This is a genomic window from Streptomyces rugosispiralis (assembly GCF_024505145.1).
Lineage (GTDB): Bacteria > Actinomycetota > Actinomycetes > Streptomycetales > Streptomycetaceae > Streptomyces > Streptomyces rugosispiralis.
Genome location: NZ_JANIAA010000006.1, coordinates 235,426 through 259,477, shown reverse-complemented (window position 1 = coordinate 259,477; position 24,052 = coordinate 235,426). Strand labels below are relative to the sequence as shown.

Here is a 24,052-nt window from a genome sequence, read left to right as displayed (position 1 = left end):
TCACAGCACGCTTGTCATGCCGCCATCGACGTACAGCACCTGTCCGCTCACGAAGTCCGCCGCCGGGGACGCGAGATACAGCAGCGCCCCGATCAGGTCCTCGGTGCGGCCCCAGCGCCCGGCCGGGGTCCGCCCGCGCACCCAGGCGCTGAACTCCGCGTCCTCGACCAGTGGCCGGGTCAGCTCGGTCTCGATGTAGCCGGGGCCGAGCCCGTTGACCTGGATGCCGTACCGGCCCCAGTCCGCGCACATGCCCTTGGTGAGCATCTTCAGCGCGCCCTTGGTCGCCGCGTAGGGCGCGATGCCGGGGCGGACCACCTCGCTCTGGAGGGAGCAGATGTTGACGATCTTGCCGTGGCCGCGTGCGGTCATCCGCCGGGCGGCCTCCCGGCCCACCAGGAAGGCGCTGGTGAGGTTGGTGTCCAGGATCTGCCGCCAGGCGTCGTCGGTGAACTCGAGCAGCGGCGCCCGGTTCTGCATCCCGGCGTTGTTGACCAGGATGTCGATCGGGCCCACCCGCTCCTCGACATCGGCGATCCCGGCGGCGACTGCCGGGCCGTCGGTGACGTCGAACGCGGCGGTGTACACCCGCGCGCCCGCCGCGCCCGCCGCGCGATCCGCGCGATCCGCGCCGACGCCGCCCAGCTCGGCCGCGGCCTTCTCCAGGGCCCGCGGATCGCGCCCGTTCAGCACCACCGTGCAGCCGGCCTCCACGAGCCCCCGCGCGAGGGCGTGGCCGATGCCCCGGCTGGAGCCGGTGACCAGCGCCGTGCGGCCCGCGATGTCGAAGAGCGGATGTGTCGTCATGGCGTACGTACCCCTACCTCTGCTCAGTGCTAGATCACCAGGGACAGCAGCAGGACGAAGACGAGCCCGACGACGGAGATGATCGTCTCCATCACCGACCAGGTCCGCACCGTCTGCCCGACGCTCATCCCGAAGTACTCCTTGACCAGCCAGAACCCCGCGTCGTTGACATGGCTGAAGAAGAGCGACCCGGCGCCGATCGACAGCACCAGCAGCGCCACATGGGTGCTGGACATGTCGGCGGCGAGCGGGGTCATCAGCCCGGCGGCCGAGATCGTGGCCACCGTCGCCGAGCCCGTGGCCAGCCGGATCGCGACCGCGATCAGCCAGGCGAGGAGCAGCGCGGAGACGTTCCAGTCCTTCGAGATGTCCATGATCATCTTGCCGACGCCGATGTCGATGAGCGTCTGCTTGAAGCCACCGCCCGCGGCGACGATCAGCAGCATCCCGGCGATCGGGGCGAGCGAGTGCTCGACGGTGGAGGAGATCCGGTCCCGGGTGAAGCCCGCCGCCCGGCCCAGCGTGAACATGCCCACGATCACGGCCGCCAGCAGCGCGATCAGGGGGTTGCCGATGACGTCGGCCACCCGCTGGACGCCCTTCTCCGGGTCGTCCACCACGATGTCGACCAGTGCCTTGATCAGCATCAGCACGACCGGCAGCAGCACGGTGAACACGGTGACGCCGAATCCGGGACGCCGCTCCAGCTCCTCCGACGGGCGCGTGGGCATCAGCCGGTCCGGCGGGGTGACGTCCACCCAGCGGTCGGCGACGCGCGAGAAGACCGGGCCCGCGATGATCGCCGTGGGGATGGCGATGAGGACGCCGAGCGCCAGGGTGATCCCCAGGTCGGCGTGGACCGCGTCGATCGCGGCGAGCGGACCGGGGTGCGGCGGCACCAGGCCGTGCATCACGGACAGGCCCGCGAGCGCCGGGATGCCGATCCGCATCAGGGAGAAGTTGCCGCGCTTGGCGACCAGCAGCACCACCGGGATCATCAGCACCATGCCGACCTCGAAGAAGAGCGGCAGCCCGATGATCCCCGCGATCAGCACCATGGCCCAGGGCATCGTCTTGTTGCTCGCCCTGGCGAGGATCGTGTCGACGATCTGGTCGGCGCCGCCGGAGTCGGCGAGCAGCTTGCCGAGGATCGCCCCGAGGGCGATCAGCACGCCGACGCCCGCGACGGTCGATCCCAGACCGGCCGAGAAACTGGTGATGACCTTGTCGAGCGGGGCTCCCGCGACGGCGCCGAGCGCCAGTGAGCCGATCGTCAGCGACAGAAACGCGTGCAGCTTGGTCTGGGTGATGAGCAGGACGAGAACGGCTATGCCGACGAGGACGGCTATGCCGAGCTGTGCGTGACCGGCCGACGTGATCGGGTCGACGGTGTCCGCTGCCAGCATCTCGGCGCTGAGTCTGGTCACGGCGGGTTTCCTAACGGTGCGTTACTGATGTTCGAGCCGCCGCAGTTCGGCGGCGGCCCGTTCGGTGATGGCCTCGGGTTCGGGGGTGACGTCCACGGCGACGCCGTACTCGTCCGGCTGAAGCGGTTCGAGCGTGGCGAGCTGGGAGTCGAGCAGGTCGCCGGAGAAGAAGTGGCCCTTGCGCTCCCTCATCCGCTCGGCGATCAGCTCGCGGTCGCCGGTCAGATGGAGGAAGACGATGCCGGGGGCGGCGGACCGCAGCCGGTCGCGGTACATCCGCTTGAGCGCGGAGCAGCTCACCACTCCCCCGCCCTCGGCGTGGGCGTGGGCCCAGGCGCCGATGGCGTCCAGCCAGGGGCGTCGGTCGTCGTCGTCCAGCGGGGTCCCGGCCGACATCTTGGCGATGTTGGCCGGCGGGTGGAAGTCGTCCGCCTCGGCGTACGGGACGCCGAGCTCCTCCGCCAGCAGGGGGCCGACCGTGGTCTTGCCCGTACCGGACACTCCCATGACCACGACAACCTGGGGGGCGTGCATTGTGTGAAACCTCGCTGTCTTCTTCGACCTCGGCGCCGCCGGACACTCAACCCCACAGATACGACGTATTCAAGAGTCCGTGACTTAAAAGTCATACTTATTTGCTGGACGGGTGGCCGCGTAGGCTGAGCGCATGGACGAACAGGGGCCCGAGGGCCGTGGTCAGAGGCCCAGGGGCCGGGGGCTGCACGACCGCGTCCTGGAATCCCTCGGCCCCGCGATCACGGCGGGCGACTACCCGCCCGGCACGGTGCTACGCACGGACGAGCTGGAGCGGCGCTACGACGTCTCCCGTACGGTCGTCCGGGAGGCGGTGCGAGTCCTGGAGTCCATGCACCTGGTGGAGTCCCGCCGCCGGGTCGGGGTGACCGTGCGCCCCACCGAGGAGTGGGACGTCTTCGACCCGCAGATCATCCGCTGGCGCCTGGCCGGACCCGACCGCCCCCGCCAGCTCCGCTCCCTCACCGCGCTGCGCTCGGCCATCGAGCCCGCCGCCGCGGCGCTGGCCGCCGAGCACGCCACACCGGAGCAGTGCGCCGAACTCACCGAGCACGCGCTCAACATGGTGGCCACGTCGCGCGGCCAGCAGCTCCCCGCGTATCTGGTCCACGACGTGGCCTTCCACCGCGTGATCCTGCGCGCCTCGGGCAATGAGATGTTCGCCCGCCTCGGCGACGTCGTCGCGGAGGTCCTCACCGGCCGCACCCAGCACCGCGTCATGTTCAGCGACCCCGACCCGGAGGCGGTCACCCTCCACGTCCGGGTGGCCGAAGCGGTCCGGGCGGGCGACGCGGAGGCGGCGGAGCGCTACACGAGGGAAATCACCGTGGGCGCGCTGCGGGAGCTGGACATCCTGGCGCCGTGAGGACGGCGGCGCCGTGAGGACGGCGGCGCACTGAGCCCGTCCGCCCCGCCGTGAGGACGGTGGCGCCCCTGTCCGCCCAGGTCAGATCTGGTTCTCACCCCCGTCGACGTAGAAGTTGGCGCCGAGGATGAAGCCGCTCTGCTCGGAGGCGAGGAACGCCACCAGTCCGGCGACCTCCTCCGGGCGTCCCATCCGGCCGATCGCGGTGGTCGTGGCGAGGTGTGCCTTGAAGTCGGCCGCCTTGTCCTCACCGGCGAGGGCCGTGATCGCCGGAGTTTCGATCGGGCCCGGCGAGACCGCGTTGACCCGGATGCCGCGGCCCTTCAGCTCGTTGGCCCAGGTCCGCGCGAAGGACCGGATCGCGGCCTTGGACGCCGCGTACGCGCCGAACGCCTCCGCGCCGTGGTCGGCGGCGGTGGAGGCGTTCAGGATCACCGAGGCACCGTCGTTGAGCAGCGGCAGTGCCTTCTGCACGGTGAACACCGTGCCGTGCACATTGACGGCGAAGGTCCGGTCGAGGTGCTCCTCGGTGACCTCCTCCAGCTTCGCGAAGGCGGCGGTCGCCGCGTTCGCGAAGACCACGTCCAGACCCCGACCCCGGGCGCGGACCGCGTCGTAGAGCCGGTCCAGGTCGGCCGAATTCGTGACATCACCCTGCACCGCGGTGGCCCGCGCCGGGCCGATGGCCTCGACGGCCGCGTCCAGCTCGGCCTTTCGCCGGCCGGTGATGAACACGTGCGCACCCTCGTCCGCCAGCCGTACGGCGGTGGCCAGGCCGATCCCGGTGCCGCCGCCGGTGACGACGGCGGTCTTGCCCTCAAGCTGTCCCATGACAATGACCTCCAAAAATTTCGGTACCGATCGGTACCGAAGTGGAGCGTAGCGCACTTCTGAACCGATCGGTACCGAAGAGGTATGCTGGTCGGCATGAAGACGCGGCAGCAGGCAGCCATCGGCCGACCGAGGGGTTTCGACGCCGACGAGGCCCTTGAGCGCGCCATGCGGGTCTTCTGGGAGCGGGGCTACGAGGGCGCCAGCCTCACCGATCTGACCAGCGCCATGGGCATCACCCGCACCAGCATGTACGCGGCCTTCGGCAACAAGGACGAGTTGTTCCGCAAGGCCCTGGAGCGCTACTCCGAGGGCCCCGCCGCATACGCGGACCGGGCCATGCGGGAACCGACCGCCCAGCAGGTGGCCACCGCGTTCCTCCACGGCTCGGTCCGGGCCAATACCCGCCCCGACTGCCCCGCCGGATGCCTCGGCATCCAGGGCTCCCTCGCCGCCGGGGACCCCGGACGCAACGCCCGCGACGCCCTCATCGCCTGGCGCAACGAGGGCACCGCCCGCCTCGGCGACCGGTTCCGGCGGGCCGTCGACGAAGGCGATCTGCCGCCGGACACCGATCCCGGCCTGCTCGCCCGCTACCTCATGGCCGTAGCGCACGGCATGGCCGTCCAAGCGGCCAGCGGTGTCACGCAGGAGGAGTTGCGGCAGGTGGCGGACGTGGCGCTGCGCAACTGGCCGCCCGTCTAGGTGGTGGGCGGCCCGAGCCCGCCCGAGGTCGGCTCCGCCCTCAGTGGGGAGTGGCGAGCCCTCAGTGGGGAGTGGCGAGCCCTCAGTGGGGAGTCGCGAAGACGTTGCGCTCCGCGAGATCGGAGAGGAGACGCGCGGCCGCCCGGAAGTCCGCATCGTCGTGCAACACGACGAGCCCGTGGTGTGCGGCCGTCGCGCAGATCAGCCAGTCGACGGCGGACAGGCTCTGATGCTGCCCCCGTTGGGCCAGGCGGTACTGGCCGGTCTCGATCCACTTCCAGGCGCTCTTTGGGACGGAGACGTCCGGGAACAGGTCCGCGAACATCTCCGTCATACGGTCGTACTCGTCCAGACCACGCGCGGACTGCCGGAACTCCGTGCGCTGCGGAGCGCACGAGCCGATGGCCCCCTCGTCCAACTCATGACCCCACAGATCGTTGAGCTTGCGATCACGCTGGAGGCGCCAGACGGCCGTGGAGTCGGCAAGGTAGCGGATCACGGTCAGGCGGCACCCTTCTCCGTACGCTCAGAGCCACCCTTCTCGGCCGCGTGACGCTCCCAGAACCCCTCCTCGTTCCACTGCTGCGCCTGCTCCAGGTGGCGCAGGCGCGCCTCGGTACGCGCCCGGCGCTCGGCGTACTCGCGGAGGGCGATGTTGACCATCTCCTTCTTGGTCTTGGCGCCGGACAGCCGCATGGCCTCCGCGAGTGCGTCGTCGTCGATGTCGATCTGGGTCGCGGACATCGGAACCTCCAAGGGATGGGCTACATACGAAGGTAACCGATGTCGCATACGAAGCACAGCTCAAGCGCTATGCGGAGGGAGGCGGTCGAAGGCCACGGGTGGGTGAACGCTTCACGGACAGGTGAAGGCTTCACGGGGTGGGCGCCTTTTGAGCATGGGCCGGAGGGTGGGGGGCTCAGAGCTCGCCGCCGGGCGCCGGGTGGGTGGGGGTGAGCGCCGGGGACGGCTTCTCCAGTCGGTGGCCCAGACCCTGCCGGACTGCCGGACCCGGGCGGGTTGCGGGCCCAACTGGGCTGCGGGGCCGGCCTCGACCCCGGTACCCCCCTTCAAAAAACGTTTGATCTAACGCAACTAATGTGTCAAACGATTTCGGAGGGGGGGTACCCCGACCCCTGGAGGGTGCCGCGACGGCGCCGCGCCCGGCCACGATCGACGCCCCTCCGCGTACCGCGCTAGGCCCCGATCTCGGCCCACACCGTCTTGCCGATCAACTCGGGCACGACACCCCAGCGATCCGCCAACTCCTCGACCAGCAGCAGCCCGTGCCCGCATTCGCGCGGCGCGCCGGGCTCGGGGACCGGGCGCACGGTCGGCATACGTTCGACGCGGGCGTCCCGCACCTCGATACGGAGCGTGGGCCCGGTGACGGTGAGTGTCGTCGAGTTGGGCGGCTACGGCAACCACAACTTGCATGGGTTGTTGCAGACGCCCGAGTACGCCCGCGCCCTATACGACATGCGACGGCCCTCGTCTCTGGCCTTCATCGAGAAACTGCGGGGAGACACGTGACCCTCAAGCCGAATGAATGGATCAAGAGCAGCTACAGCAGCAACGACGGCCCCTCATGCATCGAGGTCGCCACCACAGCCACCACAGCCACCCCCGCCACCATCCACATCCGCGACTCCAAGAACCCCAACGGCCCCCACCTCACCGTCACCCCCACCGCCTGGACCGCGTTCGTCACGTACGCCAGCAACAACTAGCATCCGGGCGCGCCGCCACCCGACACGAACTTTGCGTAGCCAGTCGGCTACATTGCGTAAGTGATGATCAGAACGGCGCCCGGGACACAGCGGGCCGCGGCCCGCTGGCCGTGGCTCGCTCTGGTGCTGGTCGCACTGATCCACGTGGTGGCCTGCGCCCATGGCCCGCTGGTCGGCGGCGCTGGGCGGACCGACATCATCACCGTGACGGGTCTGGCTTCGCATGCCGTGTCACACGGCGCGTCCGAGCACGTCGCGGAGGACTCGCATCACGGCCCCCAGCACTGCGCCGGTTTCGACGAGCCGACATGGGCACAGGCGAGCCGGGGCCAGGAGCTGATGCCGCAGCAGGAGCCCCTGCACGCCGAGGCGGTCGAGGGAGTGGCGCCGGGGCGGGCTCCGCCGGGCCAAGAGGTTCAGGTACCGCGGCCTGGTGGTGGGCAGCAGGCGGCGTTGCAGGTCTGGCGGAACTGACGGGGCCCCGCCGCGCCGCCACGCGAGGCGTGCCGGTGCGGCGACGAGCCGTGTCATGCCCCGTCACCCTGTACACCGCCGTTTCGACGTGCCGTCGACGGCGGTGGGAGAGCCGTCACCGATGAAACCTCACCCGCTGCCCTGTGCCCCCGACTCCGCTACCGCGTCCCCCGCCCAGTTGCTCGCCGCCTCGGCGCGGTCGGCCGCCCATCCCTCCGCCCTGGTGGGCGACACGCCCGTGTTGTGGGTGGGTGAGCCATTCACTCCTGCCGGGCGCGGATTCTGGGCCAAGCTGGAAGGCCACAACCCGGGCGGTATCAAGGACCGCACCGCCCTGTACATGGTGGCCGCCGCCCGGGAACGCGGGGCGCTGTCGCCCGGTGCCCGGATCGTCGAGTCCACCTCCGGCACCCTCGGACTCGGCCTGGCCCTGGCCGGTATCACTTACGGCCATCCCGTCTCGCTGGTCACCGACCCCGGGATGGAGGCCCAGGTCGCCGGGCTCCTACGGGCCTACGGGGTCGACGTCCACACAGTGACCACGCCGCACCCGGAGGGGGGCTGGCAACAGGCGCGCCGGGAAAGGGTCGCCGAACTGCTCGCCCGCCACCCGGACGCGTGGTGCCCGGATCAGTACCACAACCCCGACAACGTGGCCGCCTACCGGCCCCTCGCGCACGAACTGGTCGCCCAGCTCGGCCGGATCGACACCCTCGTCGTCTCGGTCGGCACCGGCGGCCACTCCGCGGGCACCGGCCGCGCCCTGCGCGCGTTCTTCCCCGCGCTGCGGGTGGTCGGCGTGGACACCTGCGCCTCGGCCATCTTCGGCCAGCCCGCCGGCACTCGGCTGATGCGCGGACTGGGCTCGTCCATCTACCCGCGCAATGTCGCCTACGACCTGTTCGACGAGGTCCACTGGGTCGCCGCCCCCGAGGCCGTATGGGCCGCCCGCGCCCTGGCCCGCACCCGGTACGCCACCGGCGGGTGGAGCGTCGGCGCGGTCGCCCTGGTCGGACGCTGGGTCGCCCGCACGTCCCCCGCCGAGCAGCGCATCGCCGCCGTCTTCCCCGACGGCCCGCACCGCTACGTCTCGACCGTCTTCGACGACGACTACTGCCGCGCCCATCAACTCCTCGGCCATGAACCGCCCGACGACCCGGACGAGATCGCCGATCCCGCTCAGGCGGTGGTCACGCGCTGGACCCGCTGCCGCACCGTCACCCGCCCCCACACCGGCAGGGCAGACCTGAGCCTGGCGGGAGCGGCCCGGTGAGGAAGATCCTGGCGCAGACCCGCTCATTCAGCCCGGCCGCGCGGCTGCTGATGGCGAACCAGTTCGCCATCAATCTGGCCTTCTACATGCTCATGCCCTACCTCGCCGCCCACCTCTCGGGAAGTCTGGGACTGGCGGCCTGGGCGGTCGGCCTGGTCCTCGGCGTGCGCAATTTCTCCCAGCAGGGCATGTTCCTCATCGGCGGCACCATCGCCGACCGCTTCGGCTACAAGACCCCGATCCTGATCGGCTGCGTCCTGCGCACCGGCGGATTCGCCCTGCTCGGCTGGGTCGGCAGCCTCCCCGCCCTGATCGCGGCATCGGCGGCGACCGGATTCGCCGGCGCCCTGTTCAACCCGGCCGTACGCGCCTATCTCGCCGCCGAAGCGGGCGAACGCCGGGTGGATGCGTTCGCCCTGTTCAACGTCTACTACCAAACCGGCATGCTGCTCGGCCCACTGGTCGGACTCGCGCTGCTGGCCGCCGACTTCCGAGCCGTGTGCACCACAGCCGCCGTCATCTTCGCGGCGCTGAGCGTGCTCCAGGCCCGTGCCCTCCCCGCCCGCCACGACACCGGCACCCACCGGACGGCGACCGAGAACGCGGGCACGCCAACCGTGTGGAGGCAGTGGCGGCGGGTCGTCTCCAACCGGCCGTTCCTGCTGTTCTCCGCGGCGATGACCGGCTCCTACGTACTGACCTTCCAGGTCTACCTGGTGCTGCCGCTGGCCGCCGACGCCGCCCTCGGCGCGGACGGCACGAAGGCGACGAGCGGGCTGTTCGTCATCTCGGCCGCGGTGGCGGTGGCGGGGCAGCTGCGGCTGACCGGCTGGGCCAAGCGGCGCTTCACTCCCCACCAGGCACTGGCCGCCGGGCTCGCCGCGATGGGCGCGGCGTTCGTGCCGCTGGCCCTCACCCCCGCCCGGTCCGCGATCGGGCCCCTGACGGCTCTCGCCGTGTCCGTGGCCGTACTCGCCGCGGCCGGGGCCGTGGTCTACCCCTTCGAGATGGACACCGTCGTCGCGCTGTCCGGGAACAAACTGGTCGCCACCCATTACGGCCTGTACAACACCGTCTCCGGCCTCGGCATCACCCTCGGCAACCTGGCCCTGGGCGCACTCTGGGACGCCGCCCACGCCGACGCGCCCTGGCTGGTATGGGCCGTACTCGCGGTGACCGGAGCCGCCTGCGCGACCGCGGTCACCGCACTCGCCCGAACCGGCCGCCTCCACCCCCAGCCCGTCCGGCCCGCTCCCGCCTGACCTCAGCCGCTCACCCCCGGCAGCGGGCCGGGGCGGGACGCCTGGGGCCAGCGCTCGTACCACCGCTGGTCGGCCTCGAGCTGGGCCGCCAGCGAGATGAGCACGGGCTCGCTGTTGGCCGGGCCGAGGAGCTGGGCGCCGAGCGGCAGCGTGCCGCCCTCGGGGTCGGCGAACCCGGCGGGGACGTTCATCGCGGGCCAGCCCAGCACGTTCCACGGCCAGGCGTACGGGCACGCCGCGATCATGGCCCGATCCGTACGCCACCCGGACAGACCGGCCATGGCGCCGATCCGCAACGGGGGCGTGGCCGTCGTCGGGGAGAGGACCACGTCGAAGCGGTCGAAGATCGCCCCGACCTGGCGCCGCAGCGGCCCCTCGTACGACCGCGCCCACCGCAGCGCGGTGCCGCCCAGCAGACGGCCGTTGCGGACGGCGCCGCGGGTGCGGATGTCCAGCAGCAGCGGATCGGGGACCCGGCCGGACCATTCGGTGAGCCCGGCCGTGGCGCGCGGCAGGAAGGAGAAGCCCACGAGCCCGTAGCGCGGCTCGGCCTCCACCACCTCGTGGCCGAGGGCCGCCAGCCGCTCGGCGAGCCGGACGACGGCGGCCCGCACCACCGGGTCCAGCCGCTTGGGGGTGCCGGTGAAGGCCGTCTTGTACGACAGGGCGATCCGCAGCCGCCCCGGGTCGCGGCCCACCGCGGACAGCACGTCCACCGGCTCGGGGCAGTGCAGATCCCCCTCGCGGTTGCCGGTCGCGACATGCAGCAGCAGCGCCGCGTCGGCGACCGTACGGGCCAGCGGACCGTTGCAGGTGATGCCGTTGAAGGCCTCGGCGTCCGGCCAGGTGGAGATCCGGCCGCGCTGGGGCTTGAGGCCGATGAGATGCGTCCAGGCGGCGGGGATGCGGAGCGAGCCCGCGCCGTCCGAGCCGAGCGCGGCGGGGACCAGACCGGCGGCGACGGCGGCCGCGCCGCCGCCGGATGAGCCGCCGGGGGTGTGCGCCGGGCTCCAGGGGTTGCGGGTGTCGCCGAAGGCGGGGCCCTCGGTGAAGGGCCACTGGCCCAGCTCGGGGGTGTTGGTCTTGCCGACGATCACGGCCCCGGCCGCCTTCAGCCGCCGTACCGCCTCGCCGTCCTCGGTCTTGGCCGGGAAGTCGCCGCGGCAGCCGAAGGCGGTGGGCTCGCCCGCGACGTCCGTGTCGTCCTTGACCGCGAGCGGGACGCCGAGCAGCGGCAGCCGCTCCCCCGCCGCCAGCCGCCGGTCCGCCTCGGCGGCCTCGCGCAGGGCGGCCTCGGCGCGGACGCGGCGGAACGCGTTGAGCGTGGGCTGGGTCTCGGCGATGCGCTGGAGCGACTGCTCGACCAGCGCACGGGAGGTCACCTCGCCCCCGGCCAGGGCGCGGATCTGCTCGCCCAGACCCTTGGGAATGACGCTGGTCACCGTGGACCTCCTCGGGTGAGTTCGGCCACTCCCCCTTTACCCCAGGTGGCCGCTCGGCGCACCCTGGGCAACGGTGATGACCCTTTTCATCATGTCCATCACGTCCACCACATTCATCACGATCATCGCTGAGCACAGAGGACACCCGCATGACCGACATCGCGGCGCGCCGCACCGGCCTCCACGCCCGCACCGGAGGCCCTTCCTCCGATGGCGAGGACCACCTGCTGGAGCATCTGCTGGGCTGGTCGCTGGTCGTCGTCCTCGCCTTGCTCACCACGCGGCTGGGACTGTTCTAGACCCCCGGCCGCCCGGACGGGGCCCAGTCGACGAATCGCACCTCCGGGTAGCGGGCCGACGGCCCGTCCAGCAGACCGCCGTCATCGCGGTGGCGCAGCTCGCGGTCGAAGAACGCCGGGACATACGCGCGCTGGACGGCCACCGCCCGCTCCGGGGTGACCGTGCCGATCGCCGCGGTCACCATCTCCTTGGGCAAGCGCAGCCGCGCGGCGATCCGAGGCAGCATCGACGTGGCGTCGGTGTAGGTCGCATGGCCCGAACCGAGCAGCGTCAGATCGAGGCGCGGGCCCGAGCCATGCTCCCACAGCGCACCCCACGACGGCACGGTGTGGTGGTCGTTCCCGTCCTTGCCCATGAGCAGCACGGGGCGGTCCACACCGTCCGCGGCGACCGTGGAGAGCGGGCCGGGGTCGTGATCCTCCTGGACGTAGGCCAGCAGCCCGTCCAGATTCGCGGCCGCCGCGATCCGCCGGTCGTCGTGCATCGCCTGAAGGGCCGCGAAGCCGCCCGCCGACTGCCCGAACGCGCCGGTGGCGGACGGGTCGAGCGGGGTCGGGGCGATCGTCTCCAGCCGGTCGAGAACGAGGCGAAGATCCGCCACTCGCACCGCACAGGTCTTCCGCAGCAGCTCGACGACCGTGCCCTCCCGCTCGGCCCGTTCGTACTCCGCCGGCAGCCGGCTGGTCTCGATCCGGCCGTCCGGGAACTCGACCGCCGACGCGTCGTAGGTGTGGTCGACACTGATCACGACATAGCCGCGCGAGGCCAGCTCATCGGTGAGCGTGGTGCCCAGCGAGCGCGGGTCGCCGACGCCGGGCGAGTAGAGCACCACCGGGCACGCGGCGCCCCGGCGTGCCCTCGCGGGCGGGGCCCCCTGGTGCGCGAAGGTGCGCGTCGCCGCCCAGTCGACGCGGCCCCGCGGCACGCCCCCGAAGTTGTTCAGCCGGTCGAAACCGGCCGCCTCGCCCGGTGACATCTGCGCGGCGCGCGGATACCGCTCGACGTCCCGGGCCGGATAGCGGACGCTGACCATCAGCTCACGCGACGGCCGGGAGGCGACCCAGGGATCGGGCCGGTGGTGATCGACGAGGCGGTGGGAGACCGTGCCCACGGGGTACGGCCCGGTGGGCGCGGGCAGCGTCAGCCGCACCCGCCGCGCGACCGGGGCGGCGACCGCCTTCGACCGCGCCGCCCCCACCCCCACGGCGGCGAGGGCGGTGGCGGCCAGCAGGGTCCGGCGGCGGGGGCCGGCGTCGGAAGTACGTGTGGTCATGCCGTAGAGCGTTCCGCTTCCGGTCATACGCCACCATCGGGGCACCCGCCCTCTCCAGGGTGGGGATGCCCCCCGAGGCCGTACATCACACTGCACCGTGCCGTATGCCATAGTGGACCATATGACGTTCGACGCCGCAGCCTGGCTGGAATCCGCCACCATCGACCCCGCCGTACTCGCCCTGCGCCCCGACTACCGGGCGCTCCTCATCACCGCCGAGGGGCTGCGCCCCGGGCCCTGCGACGAGCTCAGCGAGCGACTCCTGGCCGACGCCGAGTCGGCGGCGCGGGAGCGGTTCGGGGACGGCCCGGTGGAGGAGCATCCGCATCTGGCCGCCTGGCGCGAGGCGTTCCGCGCCTTCGGCGCGAAGCCGCAGCGCACCCGGCCCAGCGCGGAGGCCCTGCTGCGGCGGGTCCCCGCCGGGCTGCCCCGGGTGGACCGGCTGACCGACATCTACAACGCGATCTCGGTCGGCCATGTGATCCCCCTCGGCGGCGAGGACCTCGACCACTACGTGGGCGCGGCCCGGCTGGTGCGCGCCAAGGGCGACGAGACCTTCGAGACCACGGCCGGCGGCGAGCCCGCGATCGAGCACCCGGCGCCCGGCGAGGTGGTATGGCGCGACGACACGGGCGCCACCTGCCGCCGCTGGAACTGGCGCCAGTGCACCCGCACCCGGCTCACCCATGACACCACCCGGGCGATGTTCGTCCTGGACGCGCTGGCGCCGATGGACGACACGGCCCTGAAGGCCGCCGGCGACCATCTGATGGAGGCACTGACGGAGGCGAATCCGGGGGTGCGGATCGCTTCGCGGCTGCTGGGCGGCGCGGCGTAGCGGCGCCGCCGGCATCGACACGCGGCTCCGCCGCGCGGCAGGGGCTCCGCCCCTGGACCCCGGGGTCGGCGGGCCGATCCGCGCGCGGACGCCCGCGCACAACGGGCCGTCCGGCCGGGGTTTGGGGCGGAGCCCCGGTTTCGCTTCTCGCCTGGGCCCCTGCGGGGCGACGAGCCGACCGTCGCCGCCGCGAACGCGGTCGGCACGCCGTCGCGGCGGACGCCCGCGCACAACGGGCCGTCCGGCCGGGGTTTGGGGCGGAGCCCCGGTTCCGTTTCCCCCTCGACCCCGGGGTCGACGAGCCGGCCGATGGCGGTCTGCCGGGGTCTGGGGCGGAGCCCCAGTTGTGGGAAGGGGCGGGGAGGGGAACAGCCCGCCGCAGGCGGCGCGATCCGGCGCGGGCGGCTGGCGCGGGCGGCGCGATCCGGCGCGGGCTAGAAGAGGGTCTGTTGCCCCGACGTCGGGGGCTCCTCCTCGCCGAAGAGGTTTGGCGGAGTCGTGAGCAGCGGCGCGATCCGTCGCGAGCCGGGACAGGAGATCAGCTCGTACGCGGAGCGCCGCCCGGGAGGGTCATGGCGGGCGAAGCGCCCGCCGACGACCGCGATCTCTCGGGTGCAGACCGGGCAGGTGCGGCGGGGTGACGACGACATGGGTCCAGTGTCACCCAGCCCTCCGACAACGCTCGCTCAGAACGCGTCCACCGGCCGATACGCCCCCCACACCTCCCGCAGCGCGTCACAGACCTCGCCCAGCGTGGCCCGCGCCGCCAGCGCGTCCTTCATCGGGTACAGCACATTGGCCGTGCCGGGATCGCTCTCGGCGGCCTTCCGCAGGGAGGACAGCGCCCCGCTCACCGCCGAGCGGTCGCGTTCGGCGCGCAGCCGGGCGAGTCGGTCGCGCTGGCGGGCCTCGATCTCCGGGTCCACCCGCAGGGGCTCGTACGGCGCCTCCTCCGCCAGCTGGAAGCGGTTCAGGCCCACCACCACCCGTTCGCCCGCGTCCGTCTCCCGGGCGATCCGGTAGGCGTTCCGCTCGATCTCCTCCTTCTGGAAGTTCCGCTCGATCGCGGCCACCGCACCGCCCAGGTCCTCGACCCGCCGCATCAGATCGACGGCCGCCTCCTCGACCGCGTCGGTCAGCGACTCGACGGCGTAGGAGCCCGCGAAGGGGTCCACCGTCGCCGTCACATCGGTCTCGTGCGCCAGCACCTGCTGGGTGCGCAGCGCCAGCCGGGCCGAGGTGTCGGTCGGGAGGGCGATGGCCTCGTCGAAGGCGTTGGTGTGCAGCGACTGGGTGCCGCCGAGCACGGCGGCCAGGCCCTGGACGGCCACCCGGACCAGGTTCACCTCGGGCTGCTGGGCGGTGAGTTGGACCCCCGCCGTCTGCGTGTGGAAGCGCAGCATCTGGGACTTCGGATCGCGGGCGCCGAACTCCTCCCGCATCACCCGCGCCCAGATCCGCCGCGCGGCCCGGAACTTGGCGACCTCCTCCAGCAGCGTGGTGCGGGAGACGAAGAAGAAGGAGAGCCGGGGCGCGAAGTCGTCGATCTCCATCCCCGCCGCGACGGCCGTACGGACGTACTCGATGCCGTCGGCCAGGGTGAAGGCGATCTCCTGCGCGGGCGAGGCCCCGGCCTCCGCCATGTGGTAGCCGGAGATCGAGATGGTGTTCCACCTGGGCAGTTCGGCCTTGCAGTACTTGAAGATGTCCGCGACCAGCCGCAGCGAGGGGGCGGGCGGAAAGATATAGGTGCCGCGGGCGATGTACTCCTTGAGGATGTCGTTCTGGATGGTGCCGGTCAGCCGGGCCCCGGACACGCCCTGCTCCTCGGCCACGAGTTGGTGGAGGAGCAGCAGCAGCGCCGCGGGCGCGTTGATGGTCATGGAGGTCGAGACCCGGTCCAGCGGAATGCCGCCCAGCAGCACCCGCATGTCCTCGATCGAGTCGATGGCCACCCCCACCTTGCCGACCTCGCCGTGCGCGAGGGGCGCGTCGGAGTCGTAGCCCATCTGGGTCGGCAGGTCGAAGGCCACCGAAAGACCGGTGGTGCCGTGCTCGATCAACTGCCGGTAGCGGGCGTTGGACTCGGCGGCGGTGCCGAACCCCGCGTACTGGCGCATCGTCCAGGGGCGGCCGGTGTACATCGTCGGATAGACCCCGCGCGTGAAGGGGTACTCCCCCGGCTCGCCCAGCCGCCCGGCCGGGTCCCAGCCGCTGAGCGCGCCGGGCCCGTACACCGGCTCGACGGGGAATCCCGACTCCGACTCGCGCGCCATGGGTCACGCCTCCTGATGGCTGATACCGGGCGTTCTCCCGGTACGGGGCCTTGTTCACAGCATGCGTCGATGTTCGCCCCACGGCAGCCCCGGGAAGCATTCAGAGCAAAAAGATCAGGGGAGGGGTTCGAATGCACCGGACAGCGGTGGTCGGCACCGCGCTGGCCACGGCCACGGCGGCGGCACTCGTCGCCGGGTGCCGGCCGGGAGAGGCGACCGTGAACGGCCGGGGGCAGGAGCGACCCCAGACCCGGGCCAGTACGAGCGCACCCGCGCGCGAGACGCCACCCCGGCCGCAGCCCACGTACACCCACAAGGCCAAGCCCAAGCGGGTGGCGGTGCGCCCGCCGCGCACCACGGCCCCTCCGGTGCCGCGGCGCACCGCGCCGCGGGTGGCCCCGCCGGTGATCCCCTTCGGCACCAGCGGGGACCGGGTGCGCGAGCTCCAGGCCCGGCTGCGCGCACTCGGCCTCTTCCACCGGAACCCGACCGGGTACTTCGGCACGATCACGCAGGCGTCGGTCAGCGCGTACCAGCGGGGCCACGGCCTCGCGGCCACCGGTTCGGTGAACCAGCGGACCTGGACCTCGCTGCGCTCGGCGACGAAGGCGCCCACGCGCGACGACCTCTATCCGCCGACCACCCTTCCGCCGGCCAAGCCCGATCCACGGTGCCTGACCGGCCGGGTGCTCTGCATCAGCAAGACCAGCCGCACCCTGGCCTGGATGGTCAACGGCCGGGTGGTGTCGGCGATGGATGTGCGCTTCGGCTCGGAGTACACCCCGACCCGGGAGGGGCTGTTCCAGGTCAACTTCAAGAGCCGGGACCATGTCTCGACGATCTATCACACGCCGATGCCCTACGCGATGTTCTTCAGCGGCGGCCAGGCGGTGCACTACTCCTCGGACTTCGCCGCCCGCGGCTACAGCGGCGCCTCACACGGCTGTGTGAACGTCCGGGACAAGAAGAAGATCGCCGCGCTCTTCGCGAAGGTCAAGGCGGGCGACAAGGTCGTGGTCTACAAGTAGCCCTGGGGCGGCGCGGGCAGAGCCGGGGGAACGTGCTCTGCCCGCGCCGAATGCGCGGAGCCGTCGGTACGGGGGGAACCTCGGCTCCCGCGCGGCCGATGACCAGTCGGCCCGTTTCTTTCAGCGTCACCGCTGAAAAAAACGTCACACCTGGGTGCCGGAGTCTCAGTCGGCACCCGTTTCCGCGGTGGTCGTGGGGTCGTCCGAAGCGGGCGGCTCCGTGGACTTCAAGGGGTCAGCCGCCGTCGTGGGGGTGGTGGCGTCGGTCGGCGTGGTGGTGTCCGGCGGCGGGGGCGGCGGGGCCGGGTCGCCGTCCCCGCTCCCTTTTCCCGGATCGCCGCCGGAGTCGCCACCGCTGCCCGAACCGGCGCTGTCACCGGAGCCGGAACCGGAGCCGCCGGAACCGGAACCGCCGGAGCCGTTGCCCCCGCCGTTCCCGTTGCCACCGTGGTCCGAGCCGCTGTTCGTGCCGCCGCTGTCGCCGCCGCTGCCCGTGCTCTCGTCGCTGCGCGGGACGCCGCCCGCACCGTCCTCGGCCAGGATCTGCGTGCAGTAGCCGTGGATGGCGGACGCGCTGCCCGCCGCCTTCGTCAGCTTCTTCAGCGACTTCTTGTCGAGTTCCGCGCCCACGCCCGTTTCCGAGTCGAGGTAGCGCGGGCAGACGCGCAGGGCCCAGTTCGGGACGCCGGGCACCCCCTTCGAGGGCTCCTTCGACGTGCCGTTCTTGCCCTTGCCGCCGTCCTCCGGGTTGGAGGGAACGGTTCCGCCCTGGGCGCCGTTCGACCCCACATCGCTGGCATCGTTGTCGTCCGAACCACTGGGATCGGGCGCCGTCGTACTGTCGTCCTGGGAGATCTCCGGATGGGCGGAGTTCCCGCCGGAACCGCCGTTCGACATGCTCACCGAGGGGCCCGGAGTGTGGTCGCTCTGCCCGAACGGTGTCGGCAGTACCCCCGCGGCTGCCGCCACCGCGAATCCGCTGAGCGCACATCCGGCCACGACCGCGACCATGCCCGCGCGCAGCGGGCGCCGCAGCCGCGGCTGTCTCTCTCTGAACCGCCGGAGCGGATGCGGCCGCCGGGCCATGCCCATTTCGGCCACCTCGGCCACGGCGCCCGTCCCGGCCCCGGCCTCGACCCGGGCCGCCCGGAAGGCGGCCACGGCCGCTTCCTCACCGGGGAGCGCGGACGCGCCGGAGGGAGCCGCCGTACGGCCCGCGCCGGCGACGGCGCTGAGCACGGCCGCCAACCGTTCCGCATCGGCATATGACTGGTCGCTCCGGCCGTCGGGAGTCGGAGGCTGCCCCTCGACCGGTTCGCCGCGAAGCAACCGCTCCGCGGCACTGTCATCCAGCCAGCTGTAGCGGTGGTCTTCGGCCATCACATGTCCTTCTGCGTTGGCGCGCGTGAATCCGTCACACCAGCAGACTTCGCCACACCCGGCTTGGTTGCGCCGCCGCCGTGTGACTCGCGTTGCCCCGGGACCGCGTCGAGCACCGGATCGCCCCCGGCCGCGGGGCCGATCAGATCGGCCAGCCGCCGCAGCCCCCGGTGGGCGGCGGTGCGCACCGCCCCGGGCCGCTTGCCCAGCACCGCGGCCGCGCTCTTGGCGTCGAGCCCCAGGACCACCCGGAGCACCACCGCCTCGGCCTGGTCCTGCGGGAGCTGGGAGATCAGCCCGAGCGCCTTGCCGGTGCCGATGGCCTCCATCGCCTCACCGGCCGTGTCCGCGTCGGACGGCCGGAACTCCAGCTCCGACTCATCGCCGCCGATCGCCGGACGGCGGCCGCGCATCCGTATGTGGTCCAGCGCCCGATTGCGGGCTATCCGGGCCGCCCAGCCCCGGAAACGATCCGCGTCTCCGCTGAATCGCTGCAGGTCACGGGCTATTTGCAGCCAAGCTTCCGAGGTGATGTCCTCCGCGTCGCCGTCACCGACCAGCGTGCGCACATAACCGAGGAGGCGAGGGTGCACGGACCGGTAGACGGTCCGGAAGGCGGTCTCGTCCCCTTCCTGCGCCGCGAGCACCGCGGCGGTCAGTTCCGCGTCGTCCCCCTGCACGCTCTCTTCCTGCCCCACTCGGAGAATCCGTGGTCCAGTCGATTCCGGCGTAACCCGCGGGCTAGCCCTGCCCGTAGGGCGGGTAGTGCTGACCGGGCTGGCCGGGCGGCGGGGTCGGCGGCATCTGAGGGGCACCATACGGCGCGGGACCGGGAGCCGGGGAGCCGTACGGGTTCGGCGACTGCATCCCGTACGGGGCCGGACCGGCCATCTGCGGGGGCAGCGAGGCCCGCTGCTCCTGCATCGCGGTGATCTGCCGGACCAGCAGCAGCGCCAGGACCGCCGCGGCCATGAAGATCACGATGGCGAACATGTCGAAGGCCAGGATGGAGTGCAGGCTCTCGATGTCGCTCTTCGCCTCCGAGGGAGAAGGGGCGTAGTCGTCGCCCTCCACCTTGCCGCGCAGCAGGTTGTACCGGATCCCGCCGACGGCGTTGGTGACCAGCGCCACGATCCAGGTGACCCACCAGCCGTTGAGCACACCGCGGCTGACGGCGTGCGGCCCCTGCGGGGAGCTGGCGCGCCAGATGTCGTTCGCGATCTGCTTGGGGAACCAGAGGTTGACCACCGGGGTGAACCACGAACCAGCCGCCCAGCCGCTGCTGAAGCGGTGCTGGCCGGGGGCGAAGACCTCGGCGTTCAGCCGCAGCCGCCGGAACCAGATCGCCCAGACCACGGCGATCGCGACGGTGAGCAGCGAGTAGCTGACCTGGGCCGCGGTGAACATGTCGTCGGCGTCGTTGAGGTCGTCCTCGGTGATGGAGACCGACTTGCCCTCGACCGCGTCCAGCATGTCCCCGATCACGCTGTACTGGCCGGATCGCGCCACCAGGAGGAAGATGAGCGCGGGCAGCGCCAGCCCGAACAGCGCGAGGAGCGTGGTGGAAAGCCCGCGCCGCAGATCGACCCCGCCGGTCGGCATGCCCATCGGCGGAGCGGCCGGGTAGCCGTAGCCGCCGGGCATGGGCGGGCCCTGCGGCGGGACGGACGGCTGCTGCGGGGGACCGGGCGGTTGCTGGAGCTGCTGCTGGTAGGTCCCGCATGCGGCACAGCGCCCGTCGGGGCCGACGGCGACAGCGCGGCAGTTCCCACACGGATACATGGTCTTTTGAGTCCCCCTGGGAACGTGACCGCTCCGGGCCACGCGAGAAAATGAGCCTCCGACCGCGCCCAGAGCGCGGACCTGCACGTTACGGGCATCCGACCGGTCCCGTCCAGAGCGGAACGAGCCCCGGACACGGGGTGAAGTCCCCGGTTTCCCGCAAGGGGAGGTGTGACGTAATCGAGGCGTGCGACGCTGTAAGGGGTACGAGCCTGATCCAGGCTCTCCTGATCGACGGTCGGGGCCTCTCCTGTGGGGGGTGGCGGCCCCGACCGTCCTTCTCTTCTCCCTCTCGGAGCGCGTGCTCGGGCCCGGTGGCCGCCGCGCTCAGACCCCCAGCCGCTCCGCGAGCCGAGTGAAGTCGGACCAGCTCAGCGGCGGCTTCCCGGGGTCCCACACCCGCTGCGCCAGCGCCGCGAGCGGCAGCCGGACGCCCTGGGCCACCTGTGCGGGGGTCTGCGCGTTGGGCCGGTCGCCCCAGATCGCGAAGCGGGCGCCGAGGATCCGGTCGGGTCCGGTCAGGCTCTTGTCGGCGACGGGCGTGGAGCCGCGCAGCACCGCCGGGGACCAGTCCTGGTAAATGCGTTGCCCGGTCGGATAGGTGAAGCCGCCGGGCTGGCCGAGCACGTAATAGAGGAAGGAGTCGTTCAGGTTGACCACCTTGCGGCCCTCCTTCAGGTACTCCTCGGGCTGCCGTGCCGTCTCCTTCAGCCGTCCCGTCCAGTACTCGACCTCGATGTCCTTGGCGGGCTTGACGACGCCGCCCGTGAAGAAGCCGTCGTTCCACGCCTTGGGCTGCTTGCCGAGCTGCCGCGCCAGCCGGGCCCGGTCGTTCAGCCAGCCGGTGACCAGATCCTGCACCCGGGCGCTGGGGCCGTATTTCCGCTTGGCGGCGGCCACCAGCTGGGGGAACGACGCCTGGGGGTCCTTGACCGTCAGCGCGAGGTACTCATCGGCGCCCAGGTGCCACCAGCGGCCGGGGAAGAGCGGGGCGTACTCGCGCATCAGGTCGTCGACGATGCGGGCCGCGGCCGGTTTGGAGATGTCCACCGAGCCCTGGAACGTGGTGCCGCCCGCGTTGCGCAACTGGAGCTGCGGATGGGCCCGGATGACGGCGCCGAGGTGGCCCGGCGAGTCGATCTCGGGGATGACGGTGATGTGCAGCCGCTGCCCGAGCGCGACGATCTGCCGGACCTGGGCCTTGGTGAGGTGCTGGGACGAGACGATCTCGGGGTGGCTGGTGCTCTGGATGCGGAAGCCCTGATCGTCCGAGAAGTGCAGGGCCAGCTGGTTGAGCTTGAGATCGGCCATCTCGCGCATCCGGGCCTCGATCCACCCGACCGAGTAGAACTTGCGCGCGATGTCCAGGTTGAGGCCGCGCTGGGCGCGGCCGGGCCGGTCGTGGATCACGCCCTCGGGGAGCCGGCCGCCGGAGCGCAGGGCCTGTTTCACGGTACGGGTGCCGTAGAAGACGCCCGCGTCGGCCGGGCCGGTGATCCGGGCGCTGCCGTTCGCGACCTTCAAGGTGTACGCCTCGCCGCCGCCGCTCTCCTTCGGGGCGAGGGCCAGGGAGAGGTCACCGCGGCGGGCCGGGCCGGAGGTGGTGCGCAGCCCCAGCTCCGCGGCGATCATGCGGGCCTCGTCGGCGAGCGGGCCCTTGAGGTCGGCCACCACCCGGCTGTTGCCGCCGGGCCGCCAGCCGGGGCCCGACGCCGGGGTGAAGTCGCGGACGGAGGGGATGGTGCGGGGCGGCGCGGAGGCCGCAGTGCGGTGCGGTGGGACGGCCGAGGGAGACCGCGCCGAGGTGGCGGTCGTGGCGTGTGCCGAGGGCCGCGCGGGCGAGTGGCTGCCCGGCGGCTGCTGTCCGCCGCCCGTCTGCTGACAGCCGAGGGTGGTCAGCACGAGCGTGCCGACGGCCGCCGCGACGAGACCGCGGACGCAGGACGCCTTGGTTGCTCTGAGCGGCAATCCCATGGCGGTGTACCTCCTCCTCGGGCCGCCCCCTCGGGCCTCCCGGCTTCCGGCGTTCGGCCGCGTATGGCCGAAAAACGCCCTGCGCCCCGAATGCCGTCCACCGCATGCAGTAAAACCTCCCCGTTCGGGTGATATCGCGTTCCCTCCGGCACACCCGCCTCCCCCGTCTCGTTAGCGTGTACTGCTCACGCGCCCAGCCCATGTGTCCCACGCCTCCCCCGGGTCCGTTTCTCCCGGGTGTCCGTTCCCATGCGCGCCTCATGCGTGTCCGAGGAGTCCACGCTGTCCAGGTCCAGGTCCCGCGTCGCCGCCTCCCGCCTCGACCGGCTCAACGCCGCCCCCGCCGACGCGGCCGAGGCCGCGCTCCTCGCCTGTTGCGGCAGCCGCCGCTGGGCCCGGCTGATCGCGGCCCACCGCCCGTACCCGGATCTGGAGGCGCTGCTGGCCGCCGGGGACGAGGCCAGCTATGACCTCACCCCCGCCGATCTGGACGAGGCGCTCGCGGACGAGTCGGTCGTCGGCCATGAGCTGCCGCCCGCGGAGAGCCTGGGGGCGCTGGCCGCGCACACCGCGCTCCAGGCGGCCCACGACGCGTACGAGCGTCGATTCGGTCACGTTTTCGTCATCTGTCTGGATGGTCTGCGGCCCGAGGAGCGGCTGGACCGGCTGCTGACCGGGATCCGGGACCGGCTGGGCAACGAGCGGGAGCGGGAGCGGGACCACACCGCCGAGGAACTGCGGCGCATCGCCCGCGGCAGATTGGTCCGGCTGACCGGGAATCGGTCCCGTTCGCCGGAAGTGCCCGGCTTCCGGATCGCATGATCGCCCGTCCGTGCTTGATCGATCACACTTGAGCCCCCCGGACAGACCCCCCGACAGCACGTCGGTACGATGGCCAGGGCCGGTGGACCGTACCCGGCCGGGCCCGACCGACCCCGAAGCCGGCAGGCCCCAATCCCGCTTCCGGAGGGTTTTTCCGTGCCGGCTGGAACGCTGTATCGCGGCCGGGAAGGCATGTGGTCCTGGGTGGCTCACCGAGTCACCGGCGTCCTCATCTTCTTCTTCCTGTTCGTACACGTGCTGGACACCTCGCTGGTCCGCGTCTCGCCCGAGGCGTACGACGACGTGGTCGCCACGTACAAGAATCCCGTCGTGAACCTGATGGAGTACGGCCTGGTGGCCGCCATCCTGTTTCACGCCCTCAACGGCCTTCGCGTGATCGCCGTCGACTTCTGGTCCAAGGGCGCGAGGTACCAGCGTCAGATGCTCTGGGGCGTCGTCGGTATCTGGGTCGTGCTGATGGCCGGTGCCTTCTACCCGGTCCTCCAGCACACGCTGCGCGAACTGTTCGGGAGCTGACGCACATGTCCGCCGAGACCACCACCCCCGCGAGCGACGCGGTCAGCGCGTACGACGTGGATCACCCCGCCCCGGTCATCGAGCCGCCGCGGGCCCGCACCCGTAAGACGCCCAGGGCCACCCGGACGAACTTCGAGATGTACGGCTGGCTCTTCATGCGCCTGTCCGGCGTCCTGCTGGTCGTCCTGGTCCTGGGCCATCTGCTGATCCAGCTGGTGCTGGACGGCGGTGTCACCAAGATCGGCTTCGCCTTCGTGGCCGGCCGCTGGGCCTCGCCGTTCTGGCAGGCATGGGACCTGATCATGCTCTGGCTCGCCACCCTGCACGGCGCGAACGGCCTGCGCACGATCATCAACGACTACGCGGAGCGGGACAACACCCGCCTGTGGCTGAAGGCGCTGCTCTACACGGCGGCGGGATTCACCATCGTGCTCGGCACTCTGGTGATCTTCACCTTCGACCCGAACATCCGCTAGGCCCCGGGGCTGAGGT

General features: G+C 72.0%; 27 protein-coding genes and 1 pseudogene. 13 read left to right on the top strand and 15 right to left on the bottom strand.

Annotation, left to right across the window (positions count from 1 at the left end; all coding sequences use genetic code 11):
* Genes NP777_RS13630 through NP777_RS13620 form a run of 3 tightly spaced genes read right to left on the bottom strand, consistent with a single transcriptional unit; the run spans position 1 to position 2,768 of the window.
* Positions 1 to 807 carry an SDR family oxidoreductase gene (locus NP777_RS13630; RefSeq protein ID WP_256650393.1) on the bottom strand — a complete coding sequence of 269 codons (807 nt, stop codon included), beginning with the start codon at positions 805 to 807 and terminating at the stop codon, positions 1 to 3.
* 29 nt (positions 808 to 836) lie between these two features.
* Complete coding sequence (locus tag NP777_RS13625) at positions 837 to 2,234, bottom strand: GntT/GntP/DsdX family permease (RefSeq protein ID WP_256650392.1); 1,398 nt, start codon at positions 2,232 to 2,234, stop codon at positions 837 to 839.
* A 21-nt stretch (positions 2,235 to 2,255) separates the two neighbouring features.
* Positions 2,256 to 2,768 (bottom strand): gluconokinase, encoded by a 513-nt coding sequence (locus NP777_RS13620; protein WP_256650391.1) that lies wholly within the window; start codon positions 2,766 to 2,768, stop codon positions 2,256 to 2,258.
* A 133-nt stretch (positions 2,769 to 2,901) separates the two neighbouring features.
* Here NP777_RS13620 and NP777_RS13615 point away from each other — a divergent pair, with 133 nt between their 5' ends.
* Positions 2,902 to 3,633, top strand: a complete 732-nt coding sequence (locus NP777_RS13615; RefSeq protein ID WP_256650390.1) for a FadR/GntR family transcriptional regulator — start codon at positions 2,902 to 2,904, stop codon at positions 3,631 to 3,633.
* An 81-nt stretch (positions 3,634 to 3,714) separates the two neighbouring features.
* On the opposite strand, the gene NP777_RS13610 is transcribed toward NP777_RS13615, so the two are convergent.
* Entirely contained in the window at positions 3,715 to 4,464 is a 750-nt protein-coding gene (locus NP777_RS13610) for an SDR family NAD(P)-dependent oxidoreductase (protein WP_256650389.1), read from the bottom strand.
* A gap of 96 nt (positions 4,465 to 4,560) precedes the next feature.
* Between NP777_RS13610 and NP777_RS13605 the strand changes: the two genes are divergently transcribed.
* Positions 4,561 to 5,169 (top strand): TetR/AcrR family transcriptional regulator, encoded by a 609-nt coding sequence (locus tag NP777_RS13605; RefSeq protein ID WP_256650388.1) that lies wholly within the window; start codon positions 4,561 to 4,563, stop codon positions 5,167 to 5,169.
* A gap of 82 nt (positions 5,170 to 5,251) precedes the next feature.
* Here the strand turns inward: NP777_RS13605 and NP777_RS13600 are convergent, their stop codons facing one another.
* The 3 genes from NP777_RS13600 to NP777_RS13590 form a co-directional block, all read right to left on the bottom strand.
* Positions 5,252 to 5,668, bottom strand: coding sequence for a PIN domain-containing protein (locus NP777_RS13600; RefSeq protein ID WP_256650387.1), 417 nt, complete (start codon positions 5,666 to 5,668; stop codon positions 5,252 to 5,254).
* Positions 5,669 to 5,670: 2 nt separating this feature from the next.
* Entirely contained in the window at positions 5,671 to 5,913 is a 243-nt protein-coding gene (locus NP777_RS13595) for a type II toxin-antitoxin system VapB family antitoxin (protein ID WP_256650386.1), read from the bottom strand.
* A gap of 452 nt (positions 5,914 to 6,365) precedes the next feature.
* Positions 6,366 to 6,509 (bottom strand): ATP-binding protein, encoded by a 144-nt coding sequence (locus tag NP777_RS13590; protein WP_391858499.1) that lies wholly within the window; start codon positions 6,507 to 6,509, stop codon positions 6,366 to 6,368.
* A 58-nt stretch (positions 6,510 to 6,567) separates the two neighbouring features.
* On the opposite strand from NP777_RS13590, the pseudogene NP777_RS13585 reads away from it, so the two are divergent.
* The 5 genes and pseudogenes from NP777_RS13585 to NP777_RS13565 form a co-directional block, all read left to right on the top strand.
* A pseudogene (locus NP777_RS13585) lies at positions 6,568 to 6,663 on the top strand (transcriptional regulator); the annotation flags it as partial.
* Positions 6,664 to 6,698: 35 nt separating this feature from the next.
* Complete coding sequence (locus NP777_RS13580) at positions 6,699 to 6,899, top strand: DUF397 domain-containing protein (RefSeq protein ID WP_256650385.1); 201 nt, start codon at positions 6,699 to 6,701, stop codon at positions 6,897 to 6,899.
* A 60-nt stretch (positions 6,900 to 6,959) separates the two neighbouring features.
* Positions 6,960 to 7,373, top strand: a complete 414-nt coding sequence (locus NP777_RS13575; RefSeq protein WP_256650384.1) for a hypothetical protein — start codon at positions 6,960 to 6,962, stop codon at positions 7,371 to 7,373.
* 121 nt (positions 7,374 to 7,494) lie between these two features.
* Entirely contained in the window at positions 7,495 to 8,646 is a 1,152-nt protein-coding gene (locus NP777_RS13570; RefSeq protein ID WP_256650383.1) for a PLP-dependent cysteine synthase family protein, read from the top strand.
* Complete coding sequence (locus NP777_RS13565) at positions 8,643 to 9,908, top strand: MFS transporter (protein ID WP_256650382.1); 1,266 nt, start codon at positions 8,643 to 8,645, stop codon at positions 9,906 to 9,908. Before NP777_RS13570 ends, NP777_RS13565 begins: the two co-directional genes overlap by 4 nt.
* A gap of 2 nt (positions 9,909 to 9,910) precedes the next feature.
* Here the strand turns inward: NP777_RS13565 and NP777_RS13560 are convergent, their stop codons facing one another.
* Positions 9,911 to 11,350 (bottom strand): amidase, encoded by a 1,440-nt coding sequence (locus tag NP777_RS13560; protein ID WP_256650381.1) that lies wholly within the window; start codon positions 11,348 to 11,350, stop codon positions 9,911 to 9,913.
* Positions 11,351 to 11,499: 149 nt separating this feature from the next.
* On the opposite strand from NP777_RS13560, the gene NP777_RS13555 reads away from it, so the two are divergent.
* Positions 11,500 to 11,649, top strand: coding sequence for an SCO1431 family membrane protein (locus NP777_RS13555; protein ID WP_256650380.1), 150 nt, complete (start codon positions 11,500 to 11,502; stop codon positions 11,647 to 11,649).
* Here NP777_RS13555 and NP777_RS13550 read toward each other — a convergent pair.
* On the bottom strand, positions 11,646 to 12,923 hold the full coding sequence (locus tag NP777_RS13550; RefSeq protein ID WP_256650379.1) for an alpha/beta hydrolase: 1,278 nt from the start codon (positions 12,921 to 12,923) through the stop codon (positions 11,646 to 11,648). The genes NP777_RS13555 and NP777_RS13550 overlap by 4 nt on opposite strands.
* Before the next feature lie 121 nt (positions 12,924 to 13,044).
* Here NP777_RS13550 and NP777_RS13545 point away from each other — a divergent pair, with 121 nt between their 5' ends.
* Positions 13,045 to 13,761 carry a B3/B4 domain-containing protein gene (locus NP777_RS13545; protein WP_256650378.1) on the top strand — a complete coding sequence of 239 codons (717 nt, stop codon included), beginning with the start codon at positions 13,045 to 13,047 and terminating at the stop codon, positions 13,759 to 13,761.
* Between the two features lie 434 nt (positions 13,762 to 14,195).
* Here NP777_RS13545 and NP777_RS13540 read toward each other — a convergent pair whose 3' ends face one another.
* Positions 14,196 to 14,411, bottom strand: coding sequence for a hypothetical protein (locus tag NP777_RS13540; protein WP_256650377.1), 216 nt, complete (start codon positions 14,409 to 14,411; stop codon positions 14,196 to 14,198).
* A gap of 36 nt (positions 14,412 to 14,447) precedes the next feature.
* On the bottom strand, positions 14,448 to 16,037 hold the full coding sequence (locus tag NP777_RS13535) for an acyl-CoA mutase large subunit family protein (RefSeq protein WP_256650376.1): 1,590 nt from the start codon (positions 16,035 to 16,037) through the stop codon (positions 14,448 to 14,450).
* Between the two features lie 131 nt (positions 16,038 to 16,168).
* Here NP777_RS13535 and NP777_RS13530 point away from each other — a divergent pair, with 131 nt between their 5' ends.
* A complete protein-coding gene (locus NP777_RS13530; protein WP_256650375.1) occupies positions 16,169 to 17,065 on the top strand; it encodes a L,D-transpeptidase family protein in 897 nt (298 codons plus the stop codon).
* A 165-nt stretch (positions 17,066 to 17,230) separates the two neighbouring features.
* Here the strand turns inward: NP777_RS13530 and NP777_RS13525 are convergent, their stop codons facing one another.
* The 4 genes from NP777_RS13525 to NP777_RS13510 form a co-directional block, all read right to left on the bottom strand.
* A complete protein-coding gene (locus NP777_RS13525; RefSeq protein ID WP_256650374.1) occupies positions 17,231 to 18,445 on the bottom strand; it encodes a hypothetical protein in 1,215 nt (404 codons plus the stop codon).
* Positions 18,445 to 19,125, bottom strand: coding sequence for an RNA polymerase sigma factor (locus NP777_RS13520; protein WP_256650452.1), 681 nt, complete (start codon positions 19,123 to 19,125; stop codon positions 18,445 to 18,447). Before NP777_RS13520 ends, NP777_RS13525 begins: the two co-directional genes overlap by 1 nt.
* 61 nt (positions 19,126 to 19,186) lie before the next feature.
* Positions 19,187 to 20,227, bottom strand: a complete 1,041-nt coding sequence (locus NP777_RS13515) for a DUF4328 domain-containing protein (RefSeq protein WP_256650373.1) — start codon at positions 20,225 to 20,227, stop codon at positions 19,187 to 19,189.
* Positions 20,228 to 20,554: 327 nt separating this feature from the next.
* Positions 20,555 to 22,201: a beta-N-acetylhexosaminidase gene (locus NP777_RS13510; RefSeq protein ID WP_256650372.1), complete on the bottom strand. Its 1,647-nt coding sequence runs from the start codon at positions 22,199 to 22,201 to the stop codon at positions 20,555 to 20,557.
* A gap of 249 nt (positions 22,202 to 22,450) precedes the next feature.
* On the opposite strand from NP777_RS13510, the gene NP777_RS13505 reads away from it, so the two are divergent.
* From NP777_RS13505 to NP777_RS13495, 3 genes are all read left to right on the top strand, one after another.
* A complete protein-coding gene (locus tag NP777_RS13505) occupies positions 22,451 to 23,023 on the top strand; it encodes a 2-oxo-4-hydroxy-4-carboxy-5-ureidoimidazoline decarboxylase (protein WP_256650371.1) in 573 nt (190 codons plus the stop codon).
* 156 nt (positions 23,024 to 23,179) lie between these two features.
* Entirely contained in the window at positions 23,180 to 23,560 is a 381-nt protein-coding gene (gene sdhC / locus NP777_RS13500; protein ID WP_037953444.1) for a succinate dehydrogenase, cytochrome b556 subunit, read from the top strand.
* 5 nt (positions 23,561 to 23,565) lie between these two features.
* On the top strand, positions 23,566 to 24,036 hold the full coding sequence (locus tag NP777_RS13495; protein ID WP_037953443.1) for a succinate dehydrogenase hydrophobic membrane anchor subunit: 471 nt from the start codon (positions 23,566 to 23,568) through the stop codon (positions 24,034 to 24,036).
* Positions 24,037 to 24,052 lie beyond the last annotated feature (16 nt).

Coding starts and splice junctions, on each gene's coding strand:
- NP777_RS13550 (WP_256650379.1), bottom strand. CDS start 12,923: ATGACCACACGTACTTCCGACGCCGGCCCCCGCCGCCGGACCCTGCTG.
- NP777_RS13505 (WP_256650371.1), top strand. CDS start 22,451: ATGCGCGCCTCATGCGTGTCCGAGGAGTCCACGCTGTCCAGGTCCAGG.
- NP777_RS13555 (WP_256650380.1), top strand. CDS start 11,500: ATGACCGACATCGCGGCGCGCCGCACCGGCCTCCACGCCCGCACCGGA.
- NP777_RS13595 (WP_256650386.1), bottom strand. CDS start 5,913: ATGTCCGCGACCCAGATCGACATCGACGACGACGCACTCGCGGAGGCC.
- NP777_RS13615 (WP_256650390.1), top strand. CDS start 2,902: ATGGACGAACAGGGGCCCGAGGGCCGTGGTCAGAGGCCCAGGGGCCGG.
- NP777_RS13630 (WP_256650393.1), bottom strand. CDS start 807: ATGACGACACATCCGCTCTTCGACATCGCGGGCCGCACGGCGCTGGTC.
- NP777_RS13570 (WP_256650383.1), top strand. CDS start 7,495: ATGAAACCTCACCCGCTGCCCTGTGCCCCCGACTCCGCTACCGCGTCC.
- NP777_RS13525 (WP_256650374.1), bottom strand. CDS start 18,445: ATGGCCGAAGACCACCGCTACAGCTGGCTGGATGACAGTGCCGCGGAG.
- NP777_RS13530 (WP_256650375.1), top strand. CDS start 16,169: ATGCACCGGACAGCGGTGGTCGGCACCGCGCTGGCCACGGCCACGGCG.
- NP777_RS13495 (WP_037953443.1), top strand. CDS start 23,566: ATGTCCGCCGAGACCACCACCCCCGCGAGCGACGCGGTCAGCGCGTAC.
- NP777_RS13610 (WP_256650389.1), bottom strand. CDS start 4,464: ATGGGACAGCTTGAGGGCAAGACCGCCGTCGTCACCGGCGGCGGCACC.
- NP777_RS13510 (WP_256650372.1), bottom strand. CDS start 22,201: ATGGGATTGCCGCTCAGAGCAACCAAGGCGTCCTGCGTCCGCGGTCTC.
- NP777_RS13620 (WP_256650391.1), bottom strand. CDS start 2,768: ATGCACGCCCCCCAGGTTGTCGTGGTCATGGGAGTGTCCGGTACGGGC.
- NP777_RS13545 (WP_256650378.1), top strand. CDS start 13,045: ATGACGTTCGACGCCGCAGCCTGGCTGGAATCCGCCACCATCGACCCC.
- NP777_RS13540 (WP_256650377.1), bottom strand. CDS start 14,411: ATGTCGTCGTCACCCCGCCGCACCTGCCCGGTCTGCACCCGAGAGATC.
- NP777_RS13535 (WP_256650376.1), bottom strand. CDS start 16,037: ATGGCGCGCGAGTCGGAGTCGGGATTCCCCGTCGAGCCGGTGTACGGG.
- NP777_RS13605 (WP_256650388.1), top strand. CDS start 4,561: ATGAAGACGCGGCAGCAGGCAGCCATCGGCCGACCGAGGGGTTTCGAC.
- NP777_RS13515 (WP_256650373.1), bottom strand. CDS start 20,227: ATGTATCCGTGTGGGAACTGCCGCGCTGTCGCCGTCGGCCCCGACGGG.
- NP777_RS13590 (WP_391858499.1), bottom strand. CDS start 6,509: ATGCCGACCGTGCGCCCGGTCCCCGAGCCCGGCGCGCCGCGCGAATGC.